Source organism: Xanthobacter sediminis, from assembly GCF_043195015.1.
In the GTDB taxonomy this organism is placed as follows: domain Bacteria; phylum Pseudomonadota; class Alphaproteobacteria; order Rhizobiales; family Xanthobacteraceae; genus Xanthobacter.
Genome location: NZ_JBAFWH010000001.1, coordinates 356,046 through 375,173 on the forward strand (window position 1 = coordinate 356,046; position 19,128 = coordinate 375,173).

Consider the following 19,128-nt stretch of genomic DNA (forward strand, 5'->3'; position numbering starts at 1 on the left):
CCAGCCGTGCGCCCGGAAGACCTGCTCTGCCCTTCGCCCAGGGGACTCCACTGCCTGCCGGGGGACTTCCACGTAGATCCGGTGCGGGCCGTGCCCCGCGCCATCATCACCCACGCCCATTCCGACCACGCCCGCGCCGGCCACGGCCATGTGCTCGCCACCCGCGAGACGCTGGACCTGATGGCCCTGCGTCTCGGCCCCCGCTTCGCCGGAACGCGCCAGGCGTTGGCCTATGGTGAGCGCGTGGTGGTGAATGGCGTCACCGTGAGCCTTCATCCGGCCGGCCATGTGCTGGGCTCGGCCCAGGTGCGGCTGGAGAAGGACGGCCTCGTGATCGCGGTCTCGGGCGACTATAAGGACGCGGCCGACCCTACCTGCGTGCCGTTCGAGCCGGTGCGCTGCCATGTGTTCGTCTCCGAGGCGACCTTCGGCCTGCCGGTGTTCCGCCATCCGCCAGCGGAAGGGGAGGTGGCCCGGTTGCTGGCCTCGGTGGCCCTTTTTCCGGAGCGCACGCACCTTCTGGGCGCCTACTCTCTGGGCAAGGCGCAGCGGCTGATGGCGCTCATTCGCCGGCGGGGCTATGGGGCGCCGTTGCATCTGCATGGAGCGCTGGCTCCCATCACCTCATATTATGCGCAGCAGGGGCTAGACTTCGGAGAGCTGGAGCCCGTGAGCGGCGTGGAGCGCAAGGCGCTGCCGGGTGCCATCGTCATCGCGCCGCCCATGGCCATGACTGACCTGTGGGCGCGGCGCTTCGCCGAGCCCCTCACCTGCTTCGCGTCCGGCTGGATGCGGGTGCGCGCCCGCGCCCGCCAGCGCGGCGTGGAGCTGCCGCTGGTGGTTTCCGACCATGCGGACTGGGACGGGCTCACCGCCAGCATCCAGGCCACGGGCTGCGAGGAACTTTGGGTGACCCATGGCGCCGAAGAGGCGCTGGTGCATTGGGCGGGGACCCGCCAGCTTCGCGCGCGTCCCCTGCGCCTCGTCGGCTATGGGGACGAGGAGGCGCAGGGCGAGCCCGACGCCTGAGGGGTGGAGAAAGGCCGCATGCGGCGGCACGAAGGCGAATCCCGCGGTCGCCGCCGAAACCGGCGCATTTCGAGTCATTTCGAAACGGTGAATCGCCCGTTTTGTGGCAAGCCGCTCGCAATCGACGCTCCCAAAGACCCCCCAACGAAGCTGGGGCCGATCGAAAGAGTAGCCGGCAAAAACTCTCATCGAGCTCGGTAAACGGGCGCTGCCGTTTGCTGCATTATCGACAATAAATCATTTATTATGAATATGTTGGCTTGCCATGCGGGGCGCGTCATGGCGGTATTATGATGGCGATCTCGCCGTCGTGATCTTCTTGCAACACTCATGGGAAAAGGGGCCGGCACAGGGCCTGTTTCGAGTGCTTCTGATTGAACACGCTTCCGCCTTTTGTATGTTGGCTTTGCGACGAAGGGGGGCAGTCCCCGGTCGACCTGATCGCTGCTGACGCTTCGGCTTCGAATGCGGCGCAGCGGGATGGTAATCGGGGCAAGAACCTCTCAAACGTGCAAACGCACCGGCGAAGCGGCGCTCGCTCCCTCGGAACCAAACTTGGAGGTCACAATGACGATGGTGAAGAGCCTTCTTCTTGGCAGCGCGGCGGGTCTCGTCGCGGTGGCCGGAGCCCAGGCCGCCGATCTGCCGGTCAAGGCGAAGGCGGTGGAGTACGTGAAGGTGTGCTCCGCTTACGGCGCGGGTTACTTCTATATCCCCGGCACCGACACCTGCCTGAAGATCGGTGGCTACGCTCGCTTCGACGCGATCGTCGGCGCTGCCCCGACCTTCCGCCCGGCCATCGCTTCCAGCGCCAGCGCCGCTTTCTCCGGCCCCAACGCCGGCGTGTACACCTACCCCTTCCGTGACGACGGCGACGCCGACTACCTGACCCGCGTCCGCGGCGTGGTGGACCTCGACGCCCGCACCCAGACCGATTACGGCACCCTGCGTTCCTACGTCCGCTTCGGCGGCCAGTGGGATTCCCAGGCCGGCGCCGGCTCGGGCCCGAACAGCAGCTTCTACTTCGAGCGCGCGTTCATCCAGTTCTCCGGCTTCACGTTCGGCTACACCCAGTCGTTCTTCGAGCTCGGCACCAACTATATGATGACCACGCCGTATGCCGGCTCCAACACCTGGACGAGCCTGATCGGCTACACCGCCCAGTTCGGCAACGGCTTCTCCGCCAGCGTCGCCCTGGAAGACGCGGCCAACCGCACCACCGGCGTGCAGGCTGCCACCGCTACCGGCGTGTCGTTCGTCTACTCGAACAACCCCTTCATCAACGAAGTGAACACCGCCAGCAGCGGTGGTCTCTCCTATCGTAACTATCAGGCTGGCCAGACCGTTCCCGACATCGTCGCGAACATCCGTCTCGACCAGGCTTGGGGTTCGTTCCTGATCTCCGGTGCCCTGCACCAGGTCAACGCGCTCGACTACACCGCCAACACCGTCTTCAACGCCGCCTACGCCGGTGCGTCCTCCACGGACAACTGGGGTTGGGCGATCGGCGCTCAGGCGGAGTTCAAGCTGCCGTTCCTTGCGGCCGGCGACAGCCTCCTCCTGCAGGCCAACTACTCTGACGGCGCCCTCAACTATGTCGGCGCCAGCGCCAACAGCCAGGGCACTGCCACCTCTTGGGGTCGGATCAAGGTTGACGCCAACGGCTACCTGTCCGGCGCCTTCATCCCGCTGTCTGACGCCGTGCGCGTGAACGACTTCGGTGATTACTCGACCGTTCAGGCCTGGGCGATCCAGGGTCAGCTCCGTCACTACTGGACCCCGGGTCTGCGCTCGGTCGTCTACGGTGGCTACGTGAACGTCGACATGCCCACCTCCACCGTGGTTGCTGTCACCAGCGCCAACCTGTGGCAGGTCGGTACCGACCTCGTGTGGTCGCCGGTCAAGAACCTCGACCTCGGCCTTGAGGCCGTCTACACCAAGGTTGAGAGCTCTGATCCGCTGCAGAACGTCTACAACGCGCGTGGCACGGCCGTCACCAGCGTGGTCGGCGGTTCGGCTGACGTGTGGTCGGGCGGTTTCCGCGCTCAGCGGAACTTCTGATCGCAGCTTAAGCGATGTCAGGAAGAACCCCAGTGGGCAACCACTGGGGTTTTTCTTTGCCCTTATGGATGTTGCGCCTACGCTCCGCACAATTTGGAATAATCCTATAGTTATCCTCCAGCTATTCCCTTTTTTGAGATCTGATCGCAAAATTCAAATGCTTTGATTATCGCTGCTAAGGGCTGATTCCTCGTTGAGGACGTTGGGGTTCGGCGTGGGAGTTAGGCGCGTGTCCGTCAGTTTCAAGCGCGGGGCGGTGGCAATCGGTTTCTTTGCGAGAGTCGGTTCCCGACTTGCCAATGCAGATGCTATGTGGCACTGCTTATTGATACAATATATCGCTGGGGGTTCTCATGAAAGTTGCTCTGCATCTTCCGCGGCTGAAGGCGTGGGGCGCCTCGGGCGCGCTCGCTGTCGCGGTGGGCGGTACTAGCCTGCTGGGGGCGCCTGCGATCGCCGCGGATCTGCTGCAGACGAAGGCGCAGCCCACGTACATGAAGCAGTGCCTCTCTCAGGGGGAGGGCTTTTTTTACATCCCCGGCACGGACACTTGCCTTCGCGTGGGTGGGTATCTGTGGGCTGAAGGCTATTACAACACCTATTCCAATTATCCCTCAGAGAATGACAAGACCTATTCGATCGCCACCGCCGGCCTGATCCTGGACGCGCGGACGGAGACCGAGTACGGCACCCTGCGCTCCTATTTGGAAACGCGCTTCAAGTGGCGGTCGGCGGACCCGTGGTCGGATGGCCCGAACGGCAGCGAGATCGAGGTGTGGAACGCCTACATCCAGTTCGCGGGCTTCACCTTCGGCCATGCGCAGTCGTTCTTCGATTTCTATGCGAATGCGAATGTGCTCGGCACCGATCCGGCCACCATCGGCGATGATGTGCGGCTTAACCTCGTCGCCTACACAGCCGAGCTCGGCAAGGGCTTCAGCGCGACCTTGTCCCTGGAAGACCAGGCGGATCGCCAGTCCGGTGTCAGGGCGCAGGACCCCCTTCCCGCCGGCGTGCTCGACAATTACGAGACCGGCATTCAGGTTCCCGACATCGTCGGCCACCTGAACTACACCGGTGAGTGGGGTCAGGCGCAGATTTCCGGAGCGCTTCATCAGGTGCGCGCCGTGGACCTTTACAACACGCTGGCGGGCACACAGGACACCTGGGGCTATGCCCTGCAGGCGGGCTTGATGTTCAATCTGCCCATGCTGGGCGAGGGTGATACGCTCTATCTTCAGAGCGCCTACGTGGATGGCGCGGTCAGCTATCTCGGCCTTGTTGATCCCACCGGCGAATATGCGCCGCCGGATGCGTTCCTCGGCTTCGGCGGTCTCAGCAAGGTGAGTGGCTGGAACGTGACGGCCTCGCTGCTGCACAATTGGAACGCCAAGTGGAGCACCGCCGTGTTCGGCGGGTACGCGGCGTACGATTTCAACAATACGATTGCCGAAACGCTTTATGGCACTACCGGTGGAGAGAATGGAAACGTCGGCGGCTACATCGGCTTCACGCCGGTGAAGAACCTGCTCCTCGCATTGCAGTATGACTGGAACTACAACAAGGCGAACAACTATCTGAACACGGGCTTCGGCCCGACCAACAGCTCGGTGAACGCCAGCCAAGTGCTGCTGTTCGCCCAGCGGGAGTTCTGAAGGTAGTCATTCAGCCGAAGGATGACGAGGGGCCGCTCCGGGATATCCCCCCAGCGGCCCTTCTGCGTTTTGGCAGGCGCTGGTCGTGCGGCGTTTTGGGGCGGGGCGGGCTTTCGGAAGGGTGCGTAAATGTGCTGAAGTTCCGCGCGGCATCGGGCAATGATGGGGAGAGACCGGTTCATGGCGGTGGAAACACCGGACGGTGAAGGTGCACGCCCTGCGGCGGCCCCGGAAGAATCGAGGGAGCGCCATCGTCTCGTGGTCGTGGGGCGCTGGCGACCTTGGGTTCTCGTGCTCGGGCTCCTTGCGTGGTCTGTGCTCGTGGCGGCCACGCTCACGGCGGCGCGCCGCCCGATCGAAGAGGATCTCGGCCGCAGCGCGGAGGCGGTGCTGGCGCGCAGCGGCGAATCCTGGGCCACGGCGCAATTCGAGGGACGGGACGCGACACTCGAAGGTGAATCTCTTGCCGAGGAGGCGCGGGCCAAGGTGCGCGCATCGCTGGAGAACATGTTCGGCGTGCGCACGGTGCGGGACGCGACCACGCTGCTGCCCGAACGGCGGCCCTTCACGTTCAGCGCGGTCAAGGACGGGCGGATGATTTCCCTCGATGGCTATGTGCCGTCGCGGCATGCGCTGGCACGCATCGTCGCGGCGGTGAAGGCTTCGGGCAACAGCATCACGGGGCAGGACCGGCTGGTCCGCGCGCGGGGGGCACCGGCGGGGGATTTCGCGGGCCTGGTGGAGTTCGGCCTGGGGCAGCTCGTTCGGCTGCCTTCCGGGCGCATCACCCTTTCCGATGGCGCCCTCGCCATCGAGGGGCGCGCGCCCGATCTTTCTCTCTACACCTCCATCGCACAGACGGTGCGCGGCCCTCTTCCCTATGGGATGACGCTTGCGCGCTTCGCGGTGCGGCCTCCGGTGGCTTCCCCCTTCGTCTGGTCCGCGAGCCGGGAGGGCGAGACCCTGCGCCTTTCGGGCTTCGTGCCATCAGACGCAGTGCGGAGCGATGTCTCTAAGGCTCTCGCGGCGGCCTTGCCGGGCGTGACTGTGCGCGACGACACGCGCCTCGCCGACGGCGCGCCGAGCGCCGATCTGTGGCTGAAGGCGGTGGCCTATGCGGCCCGCATGCTCGCGGCGGCGCCCCAGCTCCAGGTCACGCTTTCGGACAGCGCCATCACGGTGGAGGGCGTCGCGCCCACCTTCGATGCGTTCGAGGTTCTCGCCACCGCGCGGAAAGCGCCGCCCGAGGGCTTCCAGGTCACGCGTTTCGCCGTGGAGCCGCCGCGCGCGGTGCCCTTCGCCTGGGAGCTGGAGCGCACGGCGGATGGGGTTCGTATGAGCGGATACGTGCCCTCCGATGAAGCGCGCCGCCTGCTGCTGGATGCGTTGCGCAGCGCGTTTCCCGGGGTGCCGGTGGAAGATGGCATGCGCCTGGCCTCCGGCGGCCCGCCGGCGGAGATTTGGGGAGCCGGCGCAAATTTCGCAGTGGCGCAGCTCGCGCGGCTGCGCACGGGCCGGGTGAAGGCGAGCGGCGCGGCGCTCGTGCTCAGTGGCGAGGCGCTGGACTCGTCTGCCTATCAGGCGCTCGCCCAGGCCATGAAGGCGCTGCCGGCGGGGCTCTCCGCCACTGATGCGGTGGAGCCACCGCGCATCTCTCCCTACGTCTTCGCCGTGCGGCGGGATGGCGACGGGCTTACCGTCTCCGGCTTCTACCCGGACGAGAAGGCGCATCAGGCACTCCTGCAGGTGCTGGAGCGTGATTTCCTGAAGGACAAGGTGAACGATCTGACGGCCATCGGCGGCGGCGCGCCCCCGGGCTTTCTGCCGGCGGCGCTGGCGGGCCTCGGCCAACTTGCGCGTATGGCGAATGGCGAGCTCACCATGACCGATACGCAGCTCCGCCTAGCGGGGGCGGCACTGCGTGGCGCCGCCGCGACGGAAGTGGCTGAGGAGCTCAAGCGCAACCTCAGGGGTCCATTCGTGGGGGAGGTGGCGCTGGAGGTTGCGGCGCCCGGGGCGCTCGTCGGTGCGCAGGAGTGTCAGGGGCTGGTTTCCGATCTCCTGGGGCGTGGGACGATCCTGTTCGATACGGGCAGCGCGCGTATTGATCGCCATTCTCTGGGCCTGCTTGACCGGCTGGCCTTTGTGCTGCAGCGCTGCCCCTCGGCCGTGGTGGAGGTGGCGGGCCACACCGATGCCGTGGGCGATGCATCCGTGAACCAACGGCTTTCGGAGGCGCGGGCTGCGGCGGTATCCGCGTTTCTTGGGGAGGCGGGTATTGTGCGGGAGCGCCTTTCCACCGTCGGCCACGGCGCCACACAGCCGGTGGCGGAAAACGACAGCGAGGCGGGTCGCGCGCAGAACCGACGCATCGTGTTCACGGTGAAGGAGGGGCGGGGGCCATGATCTATCTTGCGCTTTCGCTTTGGCTCTATTTGCTGGCGGCATTCGCCATCGGCGTCATCACCGGGTATTTTCTCAAAGGGGAGCGGACGGGAGGCACGCCGTGACGGCTTTCAACCTGGAGGTCCTGCTGCTGCTGTTGGCAGCGTTCGCGCTCGGCGTGGCGGTCGGCCTGTGGCTGCGCAGGTCCCGGCAGAGCGTAGGCGAGGGTGAGGTGATGGTGCCGGTGCCGTCGAGCTTGCAGGCCCAGCGCGAACCGCCGGCGTCCGCGCCGGCCGCCGACCCTGCGCCACCGGGGGCACCGGTTGCCCAGTCGCCTTCGAAGCCCGAAGCGGATGCCCCCTCGGCGCCGCCGCCGGCTGCGGAGCGCCCGCTGCCGCCCTTGCGCGAGCCGGTCGCGGACCTGTTCGGCCATCTGCTGAACGTGCAGCCCGGAGCGCTGGCGGAGGAGCCGGCTCTACCGCGCCGTGGCGTGGCTGCGCGGGAGGGGGAAAATCATCCGGGCGTGCAGCCGCCGGTTCTGGCCGCTCCGGAGGGTGGTCTCGCCGATGACCTGAAGGAGCTCAGGGGCATCGGTCCGCAGAACGAGCGGAGACTGCACGGGCTGGGCATCTTCCATTTCCGGCAGATTGCCGCCTGGACACCGGAAGAGGCGGCCTGGGTCGGCAGCTATCTCGCCTTTCCCGGGCGGATCGAGCGGGAAGACTGGATCGGTCAGGCGCGGACCCTGGCGGCACGGGCGCAGAAGCCGCAGGCCTGAGGCCGGTGCCTTCGGGCCATTGTCAGCCGAAGCGGATTCCGACTCGCGTGCGGAACGTGCGTGGCGTCAGGAAGCCGGAGTGATTGCCCCTGTGCTCAAGGCAAACGGGAAATGCCGAAGGCTCGTGAGCCTGTCTCAGGTCTTCCGCCCGGACCCGAGCGACATCGGAGTGAACCTGCTTGGCGCCGGCCTAGCCGGGGAGATCGTATTGCGCGGACGTGTTTGCGCTGGTGTCAGCGGCCCTCAGTCCGGCGGCCTGCCTCAGGGTTTGGCCTCGCGCCGAGAAATGCCCGGCGGTGCTGGTACAAATTGCGCGCGATCGATAAGCGAAGGCCCATGAGCTGAGCTCACGGGCCTTCGGCATAAAGAGCGCCTGCCGCCCCGGCCTTGCGGCCGGGAGCGCCGCCGGTCAGCGCGTGCCGCGCAGGTCCGCTTCCATCTGCAGCTTGGTGGGGCTGTTGAAGCGCACCTTGTAGGCCTGGTAATTCTCCATCACGCGCTGCACGTAGTTGCGGGTCTCCGCGAACGGGATCAACTCCACCCAGTCCACCACGTCCACCTTGGGGTCGCGCGGGTCGCCGTAGCGCTCGATCCATTTGCGCACGTTGCCGCGCCCGGCGTTGTAGGCCGCGAACACCAGCACGAAATTGCCATTGTAGTTCTGCACCAGCTCGCCCAATTCGGCGGCGCCGAACTGAACATTGTAGGACTGGTCGCTCATGAGCCGGGCTTCGTTGTAGGGCACGCCGGTCTGCTTGGAGACCTCGCGGCCGGCGGCCGGCGTCACCTGCATGAGGCCCATGGCCTTGGCGCTGGAGAGGGTGCGCGCGTTGAACTGGCTTTCCTGCCGCGCCACCGCGTAGACAGCCGCCTTCTCCACCGGGAAGCCGATGGAGGTGTAGCCCGGCAGCCCGAAGGTGGGGAACGCCTCCTGCTCCAGGGGGTGGCCCTCGGCCATCCCTTCCTTGCCCACCACCAGCGCGCCACGGGCGTCGCCGTTGGATTCGGCGAGGTTGGCGAGAAGGGCAAGCTGGCCGGGGCTCTCCATGCGCCATGCGAGATCGTAATAGATGGTCAGCGGAATATCCCGCTCGCCGATGGCGTAGAGCAGGCGGATGGCCTTGACCGGCTCCACGCGCGGGAAGTCGTTGCGGTCCTGGAACGAGACCTGGGCCGTGCGCAGCACCACCGGGCTCATGCCGAGCTGGGTGCGGGCAAGCTGGCCGTAGTAGGTGGCCGGATACTGCGCGGCTTCCTGGTAGGAGGCGCGGGCGCGGCCGCTGTCGCCCATGGCCTCGGCCGCGCGGGCCTGCCAGTAGGCGGCGCGCGAGAGGGTGATGGGGTGCTTCTGGCCGTGGGCCACGCGGGCGAAATGGGCCGCGGCGGTGCGCGAATCCCTCAGGAAGCTCAGGGCGATCCAGCCGGCGGTGAACTGCTGCTCGGCGCGGTAGTTGTCGGCCTTGGGCGCGACGCCGGTGGCCGCCACCTTGTAGGCGGTCTGCGCATCGCCGGCATCGAGCAACTCGCGTGCGACGAGCCGGCGCTCGATCCACCATTCGTCCGAGTCGGCGTTGGCGGCCTCGTCGGAGGAGCCTGCGAGCAGGGCGCGCGCGGCCTCCTGCGGCTTGTCGGCCCGGCGCAGGAGCTGGGCCTTGGCGAACAGATAGGCCGGATCGTTGGCGAGGGTGAAGGGCACCGCGGACAGCAGGGCGCTGCCATTGGGCTCCTTGCGGGCGACGGCGAGCCGCGCCTTGGTGAGCGCCACCACATCCGATCCGGCGCGCGATGCGGCCCGCAGGGCCCGTTCGGTGTCCGGCTTGTAGCTGAAGCGGTCTGCGCGCAGCTTGTGGTCGGTGCGGGTGAGCACCGAGCCGAACTCGTCCATGATCTTGGCTTCGAAGCTCTCGTTGAGCTGGTCCTCGCGCCAGGCCTCGCGCACCCAGTCCACGGCGTCCTTCCGGTCGCCGCTGGCGATGAGCGCGCGGGCGAGCGCCACCTTGCCCTCGCCGGTGATGGGCGGGCGTTCTGCGAAGAAAGCGCGGGTGCGGCCGGGGTCCCGATTCTCCTGGAACAGCACGCGCTCAGCCCGCTGGCGCAGGGTGGAGGGGGTCGGCCAGTCCGGCTCCTCCTTGAGGAATTCGGAGATGTTCTCGAAGCCGAGGTCGTTGGGCGCGTGGCGGATGACGAGCCAGGTCACCAGCTTGCGCGCCACCGGATCGTCGAGCTGGCGGGCGGCGGCCATCGCCTCGGCCGCGCGCCCGTTCCGGGCGGCGGACACGGCATTCCTGAGTGTGCCCATCTCGCCGGAGGCCAAGGCCACGGGCGCCACGCGCGCCGGCGCGGCGAGGGAGGCGGATTTCGCGGCGGGAGTGGGCTTGACTGCGGCTTTCTGCTGCGTGCCGGCGCCTGAGGGCTTGGCGCTGCTCGACTTGGTGTCCTTCGTGGGCTTGGTGGAGCCCTTGGCGTCCTTGCCGGACGCCGGCTTTCCTGAAGCCGGCTTGGCGGCGGCAGGCTTGCCGGAGGACTTGTCGGAATGCTTGGCGGCCGCCGACTTCGAGGAGGGTGTCGGTGCCGCTTCCGTGGCTGCATGCGCGACGCCGGCCAGGGCGATCGTGATCGCCAGGGCGCTCGCGGAAATCAGGCTCGAGAAGGGCGACATCAGAATTCCTCGCTCTGCGGGGCGCTCTCAAATGGTGGCCGCCATGTTGGGCGAGGCGTCTTGACGAAACCCTAACCAGATCCTCCGATCCGGCTTGCACGTGATCCGCGCGCCTCACCCAGGCGTTGCAACCTGTCGGGCGAACGCGGCAAAAGCACGACCGCGCGGTTGCTTGCGCCGAGCCTCTTCCCGGAATGCCCGCGACAGGCTATGGGAACGTTTCCGCGCCGTCCCGGCCGGCGGCTCCGCACGGCACCGCCGGCGTCATCACAATGCCGTCATCCGGGACTTGTGTCCGCAATCCCACCCAGCTTCCCAGGAACCAAGGCGCTCGCCATGTCGCCCATCCCGTCCCCGTCGCCGTTTCGCGGCTCCTTCACCGCCCTTGTCACTCCGTTCCGCGACGGGGCGCTGGACGAAAAAGCGTTTCGCGCGTTCGTGGACTGGCAGATCGCCGAGGGCACCCACGGCCTCGTCCCCGTGGGCACCACGGGCGAGAGCCCGACCCTGACCCACGACGAGCACAACAAGGTGGTGGCCTGGGCGGTGGAGCAGGCGGCCGGGCGCGTGCCCGTGATCGCCGGCGCCGGCTCCAACAACACCGCTGAGGCGGTCGACCTCGCCGTGCACGCCCAGAAGGTGGGCGCGAGCGCCCTGCTGGTGGTGACGCCCTATTACAACAAGCCCACCCAGGAAGGGCTCTACCGCCACTTCAAGGCCATCGCCGAGGCGGTGGACCTGCCCATCTTCATCTACAACATCCCCGGCCGGTCGGTGATCGACATGTCGGTGGAGACCATGGCCCGCCTGTTCGAGATCCCGAACATCGTGGGCGTGAAGGATGCCACCGCCTCCATGGCGCGGGTGTCGCTGCAGCGGCAGGTGCTGGGGCCGGACTTCATCCAGCTCTCGGGCGAGGATGCGACCGCGCTCGGCTTCATGGCGCACGGCGGCGTAGGCTGCATCTCCGTCACGTCCAATGTGGCGCCGCGCCTGTGCTCCCAGTTCCAGACGGCGTGCCTGAAGGGTGATTTCGCGACCGCGCTGTCGATTCAGGACAAGCTGATGCCGCTTCACACGGCGCTGTTCGTGGAGACCAACCCCACGCCCACCAAATATGCCCTCTCGCTGCTCGGCAAGATGGGCGAGGAGGTGCGCCTGCCCCTGGTTCCGGTTTCCGAGGCCACCCGCGCCGTGGTGCGCGCGGCCATGGAGCATGCCGGCCTGCTGGGCTGACCTCTTCCGGTGTGAAGGGGCCCGCTTTTCGCAGCGGGCCCCCTTGTCTGCGGGAGCCGCAGGCGTCAGGTTCCAGGCATGAGCGACAAGAAGAAAGACGCCCCCCGCAAGGTGGCCGCGGAGAACCGGCGGGCCAGGTTCGACTATTCCATCGAGGAAGTGTTCGAGGCCGGCGTCGCCCTCACCGGCACCGAGGTGAAGAGCCTGCGCACCGGCAAGGCCACCATCGGCGAGAGCTACGCCGCGCAGAAGAATGGCGAGATGTGGCTCTACAACGCCTACATCCCCGAATATCTCGAAGCCAACCGCTTCAACCATGAGACCCGCAGGCCCCGCAAGCTGCTGCTCCACAAGCGGCAGATCGCCAAGCTCGGCAACGCCGTGGAACGCGAGGGCATGACCGTGGTGCCGCTGAAGATCTATTTCAACGATCGCGGCCGTGCCAAGGTGGAGATCGCCCTCGCCAAGGGTCGCCAGACCCACGACAAGCGCGAGGCGCTGAAGGAGCGCTCGTGGGCGCGCGACAAGGCGCGCCTCATGCGCGACCGGGGGTAGTGAGGGAGGCCGGAAGATGAGCGAAGGCGCGCCGTTGCCCGTGGCACTCGACCACTGCGTGCTGCATGTGAGCGACTTCTCCGTCTCCAACGCCTTCTACGCTGCCGTGCTCGGCGCCGAGGTGCTGCCGCGCGGGGCGGGCTTCGTCTACCGCTTCGGAGACCGCCAGCTCAACCTGCATGGGCCGGGCCTCCACCCCACGCCGGTGGCGCGCGTGCCCGTTGCGCCCGGCAACAGCGACCTGTGCTTCCGCTGGGATGGGCCTATCGAGCAGGCGATCGCCCACCTTGCCCGCCAGGGCATCACGCCGGAGCTTGGGCCGGTGGAGCGCTTCGGCGCCCTGGGGCCGGGCCGAAGCGTCTATTTCCGCGACCCCGATGGGTCCCTGCTCGAATTCATCTCCTATGCGAGGGCGCCATGAGCGATTTTCAGAGCCTGCCGCCGGACCTTCCCGCGCCGGAGGATGACGGCGCGGCCGATCACCTGCCGGGGCTGGAGCTGCCCATCATCCGGCTGGCCGCCACCGACGGGCGGCGGGTAGACCTCTCCGCCCTCTCGGGTAAGGCGGTGGTCTACGTCTACCCGCGCACCGGCCTGCCCGGCACGGCCCTGCCGGACGGGTGGGACGCCATTCCCGGCGCGCGGGGCTGCACGCCGCAGTCGTGCGCCTTCCGCGACCATTACGAGGACCTGCGCGCCGTGGGCGTGGAGCACGTGTTCGGCCTTTCCGTGCAGGACACGGCCTACCAGAGCGAGGCGGCGGCGCGCCTCGACCTGCCGTTTCCTCTGCTCTCCGATCCCCGGCGGGAGCTCGCCGGGGCGCTGCGGCTGCCCACCTTCACCGTCGATGGCGAGGTGCTGCTGAAGCGCATCACCCTCATCATCAATGAGGGTGCCATCTCCCATGTCTTCTACCCGGTGTTCCCGCCCGACGAGAATGCCGCCCAGGTGCTGGCGCACCTGAAGGCCCACCGGAGCGGGGAGCGCGCATAGCGGGCTCCCTCAGCCGAGGAAGGCGCGGACCTGCTGGAACACCGCGCGGAACATGGCGGGCGTCAGAACGCCCGTGTTGGTGTTGTAGCGCGAGCAATGGTAGCTCGCGAACACCCTGACGCCGCCGATCTCGCCCGAGGCGCCGTGGCCGAACTTGAGATGGGAGGCTTTCGCCCCCAAAGCGGCGAGGGTGGAATCGTGCGCGATCTTGCCCAGCGTCACCACCGCCTTCAGGTGGGGCATGTGCGCGAAGGCCGGGGCGAGGAAGCGCCGGCAGGTGCGGATCTCCTCCGGCGTCGGCTTGTTCTGCGGCGGCACGCAGCGGACGGCATTGATGATGCGTGCGTCCTTCAGCTCCAGCCCGTCGTCCGGCCGGGCTTCGTAGCGGCCGGTTGCAAATCCGAAGTGAAGCAGGGTTTCGTAGAGCAGGTCGCCCGCATAGTCGCCGGTGAAGGGGCGCCCGGTGCGGTTGGCCCCGCGCAGGCCGGGCGCGAGCCCGACGATGAGCAGGCGCGCGGTGTCCGCGCCGAAGGCGGGTACGGGCGCGTTGAACCAGGAGGGCTCGGCCGTGCGCCATTCCTCGCGGAAGGTCGCGAGGCGGGGGCAGAGGGGGCAGTCAACCGCGGGCTCGAAGGCGCAGTCTTTTGAAGCGACTGGCGGCGCGGTTTGGGTCTTCGCGGCGGCGCGCGCCATGGGGCGCGCTCAGCAGCCGTCGGTGTCGGAGCCGGCGGGGGCGCCGCGGCGTTCCAGGAAGCGCGGCGTTTCCTGCATGCGCCCCTGGCGCTCGGAGGGGTCGCGGCCGATCTTCGGCTGGAGTTCCACGAGGTCGATGAACATGTCCGCCTGCCGGCGCAGGTCGTCGGCGATGAGAGGCGGCTGGGTGGAGATGGTGGAAACCACGGACACGCGGATGCCCCGCCGCTGCAGCGCCTCCACCAGGGAGCGGAAGTCGCCATCGCCGGAGAACAGAACGACGTGATCGACGTGCTCGGCGATCTCCATGGCATCGACCGCGATCTCGATGTCCATGTTCCCGCGCACGCGGCGGCGGCCCTGGGCGTCCGTGAACTCGCGCGCCATCTTGGTCACGACCGAATAGCCGTTGTAGTCCAGCCAGTCGAGCAGCGGGCGGATGGAGGAATATTCCTGATCCTCGATCAGGGTGGTATAATAGAACGCGCGCAGGAGGTAGCCGCGCCCCTGGAATTCCTTCAGCAGGCGCTTGTAGTCGATGTCGAAGCCGAGCGCCTTGGTCGCGGAGTAAAGATTTGCGCCGTCGATGAGAAGAGCGATCTTTTCAAGGCCCTGCATAAAATGTCCGCCGGTGGAATGGGATGGGCATAACGCTGGAACGACTGTATGCCGCGCCGTCCGCTGCCTTTCTCCGACGAAGGCCGATTCAACGCAAGCGAAAAAGGTGCCAGCCGCTTGCTAGGGATGTTGAATTGTTGTATCGACCGCCTCTTCCCAGGCTATGATCCAGCCCCAAGTGCGCATGAGGGAGTGCCGAGCCCATGGCCCGCGTCACGGTTGAAGATTGCATCGACAAGGTGGACAACCGGTTTGAGCTGGTGCTGCTCGCCGCCCACCGCGCCCGCATGATTTCTTCGGGTTCCCAGATTACCATCGATCGCGACAACGACAAGAACCCGGTGGTGGCTCTGCGTGAGATCGCCGACGAGACCGTGAGCCCCGAGGATCTGAAGGAAGACCTGATCCACTCGCTCCAGAAGTACACGGAAGTCGACGAGCCCGAGCCCGAGGCGGTGCCGATGATCGCCTCCAGCGAAAGCGGTTCCGGCGACGACAGCGATGTCATGCTCGACCGCATGACCGAAGAAGAGCTGCTCGCCGGCCTCCAGGGCCTCGTGCCGCCCGAGCATTCGGACGACGACGAGGGCTGATCGGCCCCGCATCCGTGAAGGTAGGGAAAACGGCCGGGCCTTGCCCGGCCGTTTTCTTTTGTGCCTCAGAAGCCGACCGCGGTGCCCGAGAGGTCGTAGGCGCTGGCGGCCTCGATCTTCACGGTGGCGATCTCGCCCACGCGCAGCGGGCGGCGGGCGGAAACCTTTACCGTGCCGTCGATCTCCGGTGCGTCGCCCTTGGTGCGGCCGATGCCGCCGAAGGGGGTCACGGTATCGATGATGACCTGCTGGCGCGTGCCCACCTTGCGCTTCAGCCGGCGGGCGGAAACCTTCTGCTGGGTGCGCATGAAGCGGTCGTAGCGCTCGGCCTTCACCTCGTCGGGGACGGGGTTTTCCAGTGCGTTGGCAGGCGCGCCCGCCACCGGCTCGAACTTGAAGGCGCCGGCCCGGTCGATCTCGGCCTCCTCCAGGAAGTCGAGCAGCTCCTGGAATTCCTGCTCCGTTTCGCCGGGGAAGCCGACGATGAAGGTGGAGCGCAAGGTGAGATCCGGCACCTTCTCCCGCCAGGCCTTGATGCGGGCCAGCGTCTTCTCCTGGGAGGCCGGGCGCTTCATGCGCTTCAGCACCGAGGGGCTGGCGTGCTGGAAGGGGATGTCGAGATAGGGCAGCACCTTGCCGGCGGCCATCAGCTCCATCGCCGCGTCCACGTGCGGGTAGGGGTAGACATAATGGAGCCGCACCCAGGCGCCGAGGCTGCCCAGGGCCTCCGCGAGGTCGAGGAAGCGGGTCGCCACCTCCCTCTCGCCGTCGGCGCTCTTCCACAGGCTCGGGGCATAGCGCAGGTCCTGCCCGTAGGCGGAGGTATCCTGCGAGATGACGAGCAGTTCCTTCACGCCGGCCTTCACCAGCTTCTCCGCCTCGCGCAGCACCTCACCGGCCGGGCGGGAGACGAGGTCGCCGCGCAGCTTCGGGATGATGCAGAAGGTGCAGCGGTTGGAGCAGCCTTCCGAGATCTTGAGATAAGCGTAGTGGCGGGGGGTGAGCTTCACCCCCTGGTCGGGCACGAGATCGAGGAAGGGGTCGTGCTGGGGCGGCACCGCCTCGTGCACAGCGGCGAGCACGCTTTCATATTGCTGGGGGCCGGTCACCGCCAGCACGCCGGGGTGGGCGGCGGTGATCTGCTCGGGCTCGGCGCCCATGCAGCCGGTGACCACCACCTTGCCGTTCTCCGCAAGCGCATCGCCGATGGCGGCGAGGCTCTCCGCCTTGGCGCTGTCGAGGAAGCCGCAGGTGTTCACGATGACGAGATCAGCCCCCGCATGGGTCTTGGTGAGCTCGTAGCCCTCCGCGCGCAGGCGGGTGACGATGCGCTCGCTGTCCACCAGCGCCTTCGGGCAGCCGAGGGAAACGAAGGAAATGCGGGGCGACTTCTGCGCGGTCTCGGCCATGATGCGCGACGGCTTCTTCAACTGTTGGGGGCAGGGGCACCGGTTAGGCGAGCGCGGAGCGTCCGTCAATCCCGCGTCCCGGAGGGGCACGGCGCGCGCCTGCCCCTGCCGGCAGGCGCGCATCGCCGCGTTGCAGCGGCGGAGGGGTCCATTTTCCGCAGCGCGCGGCAAGGCTCTTGTTCCTTGTCGTCATCGCTTCCACACTCGCTGGTATAATAACGAAGACTCGGAAACGCTGAGGAGTGGCCCCATGCTGGCCCTGTTGCCGATCATCGCCTGCGGCCTCCTGGCCGTCGTCTACGGGGCCTGGGCGGCCCGCCGGCTCATGGAGGCGGACCCCGGCACCGTCCGCATGCAGGAGATCGCCGCCGCCATCGCCGAGGGCGCTGCGGCCTATCTGCGGCGCCAGTATCTCACCATCGGCGCGGTGGGGGCCGTCATCTTCGTCGCGCTGGGCCTGGGGCTCGGCTGGCTGGTGGCGGCGGGCTTCGCCATCGGCGCCGTGCTCTCTGGCGCGGCGGGCTTTATCGGCATGAACGTGTCGGTGCGGGCCAATGTGCGCACTGCACAGGCGGCCATGCGCTCGCTCGCTGCCGGGCTCGATCTCGCCTTCACGGCCGGCGCCGTCACCGGCCTGCTGGTGGCGGGGCTCGCACTGCTCGGGGTCAGCGTCTACTTCCTGGTGCTCACCGGCCCGCTCGGCTACGCGCCGGCGAGCCGCACGGTGGTGAACGCGCTGGTGGCGCTGGGCTTCGGCGCCTCCCTCATCTCCATCTTCGCCCGGCTCGGCGGCGGCATCTTCACCAAGGGCGCCGACGTGGGCGGCGACCTCGTGGGCAAGGTGGAAGCCGGCATCCCCGAGGACGACCCGCGCAACCCGGCCACCATCGCCGACAACGTGGGCGACAATGTCGGCGACTGCGCCGGCATGGCGGCGGACCTGTTCGAGACCTATGCGGTGACGGTGGTGGCCACCATGGTGCTCGCGGCCATCTTCTTCTCCGCCACGCCCCAGACCCTGCATGTGATGCAGCTTTATCCGCTCGCCATCGGGGCGGCCTGCATCCTCACCTCCATCGCAGGCACCTTCTTCGTGAAGCTCCGGCCCAACTCGACCATCATGGGCGCGCTCTACCGCGGCCTCCTGGCCACCGGCGGGCTCTCCGTGTTCGCGCTGGCGGCGGTCACCTGGCTGCTGCCGGGCTTCGGGCCGGTCGCGGGCGCGGCCTTCACGGGCACGGCGCTGCTGCTGTGCGGCGTCGTGGGGCTGCTGGTGACGGGCGCCATCGTCGTCATCACCGAATATTACACGGGCACGGGGCACCGCCCGGTGGTGTCCATCGCCCAGGCCTCGGTGACGGGGCACGGCACCAACATCATCCAGGGCCTCGCCGTCTCGCTCGAGGCGACGGCGCTGCCCACCCTTGTCATCATCTTCGGCATTCTCGCGGCCTATGCGCTCGCCGGCCTGTTCGGCATCGCCATCGCCGCCACCACCATGCTGGCGCTGGCGGGCATGATCGTGGCCCTCGATGCCTTCGGCCCGGTCACGGACAATGCCGGCGGCATCGCCGAGATGAGCGGCCTGCCCAAGGAGGTCCGCCAGTCCACCGACGCGCTCGACGCGGTGGGCAACACCACCAAGGCGGTGACCAAGGGCTATGCCATCGGCTCCGCCGGCCTCGGCGCCCTCGTGCTGTTCGCGGCCTACAGCCAGGACCTGAAGTATTTCATCGCCACGGCGGGGGAGGGCACCTATTTCGCGGGCGTCTCGCCCAATTTCTCCCTCGACAACCCCTATGTGGTGGTGGGCCTGCTGTTCGGCGGGCTCCTGCCCTTCCTGTTCGGCGCCATGGGCATGACGGCGGTGGGCCGCGCCGCCTCCGCCATCGTGGAGGAGGTGCGCCGCCAGTTCCGCGAGAAGCCTGGCATCATGGCCGGGCGGGAGAAGCCTGATTATTCCCGCGCCGTGGACCTGCTGACCCGCGCCGCCATCAAGGAGATGATCGTGCCCTCCCTGCTGCCGGTACTGTCGCCGGTGGTGTGCTATTTCGTGGTGTATCTGGTGGCGGGCGGCGGGGTGGCCGGCAAGTCGGCGGCCTTCTCCGCGGTGGGGGCCATGCTGCTCGGCGTCATCGTGACCGGCCTGTTCGTCGCCATCTCCATGACCTCCGGCGGCGGCGCCTGGGACAATGCCAAGAAGTCCATCGAGGAAGGCTTCGTGGACCGCAACGGCGTGCGCCACGAGAAGGGATCGGAGGCCCACAAGGCGGCCGTGACCGGCGACACGGTGGGCGACCCCTACAAGGACACGGCCGGGCCGGCGGTGAACCCCATGATCAAGATCACCAATATCGTCGCGCTGCTGCTGCTGGCCGCGCTCGGTCACTGATTGGGGGCGGCGCGGGGGCGGGGTTGTTCCACCGGGCGGCGTGGGGCATCGTGCGCGGCGCTTCGCCCCGCG

At 67.7% G+C, this 19,128-nt stretch carries 15 protein-coding genes; 11 read left to right on the top strand and 4 right to left on the bottom strand.

Annotated elements, in window-relative coordinates; all coding sequences use genetic code 11:
• Positions 1-6: 6 nt before the first annotated feature.
• From V5F61_RS01410 to V5F61_RS01430, 5 genes are all read left to right on the top strand, one after another.
• Positions 7-1,029, top strand: a complete 1,023-nt coding sequence (locus V5F61_RS01410) for a ligase-associated DNA damage response exonuclease (protein WP_393987089.1) — start codon at positions 7-9, stop codon at positions 1,027-1,029.
• Positions 1,030-1,596: 567 nt separating this feature from the next.
• Entirely contained in the window at positions 1,597-3,090 is a 1,494-nt protein-coding gene (locus tag V5F61_RS01415; RefSeq protein WP_393987090.1) for a porin, read from the top strand.
• Positions 3,091-3,443: 353 nt separating this feature from the next.
• A complete protein-coding gene (locus V5F61_RS01420; protein WP_393987091.1) occupies positions 3,444-4,745 on the top strand; it encodes a porin in 1,302 nt (433 codons plus the stop codon).
• A gap of 321 nt (positions 4,746-5,066) precedes the next feature.
• Complete coding sequence (locus V5F61_RS01425) at positions 5,067-7,151, top strand: OmpA family protein (protein ID WP_393987092.1); 2,085 nt, start codon at positions 5,067-5,069, stop codon at positions 7,149-7,151.
• Between the two features lie 100 nt (positions 7,152-7,251).
• Complete coding sequence (locus V5F61_RS01430) at positions 7,252-7,908, top strand: hypothetical protein (RefSeq protein WP_393987093.1); 657 nt, start codon at positions 7,252-7,254, stop codon at positions 7,906-7,908.
• A 409-nt stretch (positions 7,909-8,317) separates the two neighbouring features.
• On the opposite strand, the gene V5F61_RS01435 is transcribed toward V5F61_RS01430, so the two are convergent.
• Positions 8,318-10,567: a transglycosylase SLT domain-containing protein gene (locus V5F61_RS01435; RefSeq protein ID WP_393987094.1), complete on the bottom strand. Its 2,250-nt coding sequence runs from the start codon at positions 10,565-10,567 to the stop codon at positions 8,318-8,320.
• A gap of 336 nt (positions 10,568-10,903) precedes the next feature.
• Between V5F61_RS01435 and dapA the strand changes: the two genes are divergently transcribed.
• The 4 genes from dapA to V5F61_RS01455 all read left to right on the top strand — a co-directional run bounded on the left by dapA (position 10,904) and on the right by V5F61_RS01455 (position 13,351).
• Positions 10,904-11,803: a 4-hydroxy-tetrahydrodipicolinate synthase gene (dapA, locus tag V5F61_RS01440; RefSeq protein WP_393987095.1), complete on the top strand. Its 900-nt coding sequence runs from the start codon at positions 10,904-10,906 to the stop codon at positions 11,801-11,803.
• Between the two features lie 78 nt (positions 11,804-11,881).
• The gene (gene smpB / locus V5F61_RS01445; RefSeq protein ID WP_393987096.1) at positions 11,882-12,358 is read left to right on the top strand and encodes an SsrA-binding protein SmpB; all 477 of its coding nucleotides are present in this window, start codon (positions 11,882-11,884) and stop codon (positions 12,356-12,358) included.
• Between the two features lie 16 nt (positions 12,359-12,374).
• On the top strand, positions 12,375-12,779 hold the full coding sequence (locus tag V5F61_RS01450) for a VOC family protein (RefSeq protein WP_393987097.1): 405 nt from the start codon (positions 12,375-12,377) through the stop codon (positions 12,777-12,779).
• Positions 12,776-13,351, top strand: a complete 576-nt coding sequence (locus V5F61_RS01455) for a peroxiredoxin (protein ID WP_393987098.1) — start codon at positions 12,776-12,778, stop codon at positions 13,349-13,351. Before V5F61_RS01450 ends, V5F61_RS01455 begins: the two co-directional genes overlap by 4 nt.
• Positions 13,352-13,360: 9 nt before the next feature.
• Here the strand turns inward: V5F61_RS01455 and V5F61_RS01460 are convergent, their stop codons facing one another.
• Both V5F61_RS01460 and V5F61_RS01465 read right to left on the bottom strand, forming a co-directional pair.
• Positions 13,361-14,044, bottom strand: a complete 684-nt coding sequence (locus V5F61_RS01460) for a uracil-DNA glycosylase (protein ID WP_393987099.1) — start codon at positions 14,042-14,044, stop codon at positions 13,361-13,363.
• A 9-nt stretch (positions 14,045-14,053) separates the two neighbouring features.
• Positions 14,054-14,662: a LabA-like NYN domain-containing protein gene (locus V5F61_RS01465; protein WP_393987100.1), complete on the bottom strand. Its 609-nt coding sequence runs from the start codon at positions 14,660-14,662 to the stop codon at positions 14,054-14,056.
• Between the two features lie 203 nt (positions 14,663-14,865).
• On the opposite strand from V5F61_RS01465, the gene rpoZ reads away from it, so the two are divergent.
• Positions 14,866-15,255 (top strand): DNA-directed RNA polymerase subunit omega, encoded by a 390-nt coding sequence (gene rpoZ, locus V5F61_RS01470; protein ID WP_393987101.1) that lies wholly within the window; start codon positions 14,866-14,868, stop codon positions 15,253-15,255.
• A gap of 65 nt (positions 15,256-15,320) precedes the next feature.
• On the opposite strand, the gene rimO is transcribed toward rpoZ, so the two are convergent.
• The gene (gene rimO, locus V5F61_RS01475) at positions 15,321-16,664 is read right to left on the bottom strand and encodes a 30S ribosomal protein S12 methylthiotransferase RimO (RefSeq protein ID WP_393987102.1); all 1,344 of its coding nucleotides are present in this window, start codon (positions 16,662-16,664) and stop codon (positions 15,321-15,323) included.
• Between the two features lie 250 nt (positions 16,665-16,914).
• On the opposite strand from rimO, the gene V5F61_RS01480 reads away from it, so the two are divergent.
• Positions 16,915-19,056: a sodium-translocating pyrophosphatase gene (locus V5F61_RS01480; protein ID WP_393987103.1), complete on the top strand. Its 2,142-nt coding sequence runs from the start codon at positions 16,915-16,917 to the stop codon at positions 19,054-19,056.
• The last annotated feature ends 72 nt before the right edge of the window (positions 19,057-19,128 follow it).

Bases quoted from the DNA above. Each gene is read 5' to 3' on its own strand.
- V5F61_RS01415 (WP_393987090.1), top strand. From the start codon at position 1,597: ATGACGATGGTGAAGAGCCTTCTTCTTGGCAGCGCGGCGGGTCTCGTC.
- V5F61_RS01420 (WP_393987091.1), top strand. From the start codon at position 3,444: ATGAAAGTTGCTCTGCATCTTCCGCGGCTGAAGGCGTGGGGCGCCTCG.
- V5F61_RS01435 (WP_393987094.1), bottom strand. From the start codon at position 10,567: ATGTCGCCCTTCTCGAGCCTGATTTCCGCGAGCGCCCTGGCGATCACG.
- dapA (WP_393987095.1), top strand. From the start codon at position 10,904: ATGTCGCCCATCCCGTCCCCGTCGCCGTTTCGCGGCTCCTTCACCGCC.
- smpB (WP_393987096.1), top strand. From the start codon at position 11,882: ATGAGCGACAAGAAGAAAGACGCCCCCCGCAAGGTGGCCGCGGAGAAC.
- V5F61_RS01450 (WP_393987097.1), top strand. From the start codon at position 12,375: ATGAGCGAAGGCGCGCCGTTGCCCGTGGCACTCGACCACTGCGTGCTG.
- V5F61_RS01455 (WP_393987098.1), top strand. From the start codon at position 12,776: ATGAGCGATTTTCAGAGCCTGCCGCCGGACCTTCCCGCGCCGGAGGAT.
- V5F61_RS01460 (WP_393987099.1), bottom strand. From the start codon at position 14,044: ATGGCGCGCGCCGCCGCGAAGACCCAAACCGCGCCGCCAGTCGCTTCA.
- V5F61_RS01465 (WP_393987100.1), bottom strand. From the start codon at position 14,662: ATGCAGGGCCTTGAAAAGATCGCTCTTCTCATCGACGGCGCAAATCTT.
- rpoZ (WP_393987101.1), top strand. From the start codon at position 14,866: ATGGCCCGCGTCACGGTTGAAGATTGCATCGACAAGGTGGACAACCGG.
- rimO (WP_393987102.1), bottom strand. From the start codon at position 16,664: ATGGCCGAGACCGCGCAGAAGTCGCCCCGCATTTCCTTCGTTTCCCTC.
- V5F61_RS01480 (WP_393987103.1), top strand. From the start codon at position 16,915: ATGCTGGCCCTGTTGCCGATCATCGCCTGCGGCCTCCTGGCCGTCGTC.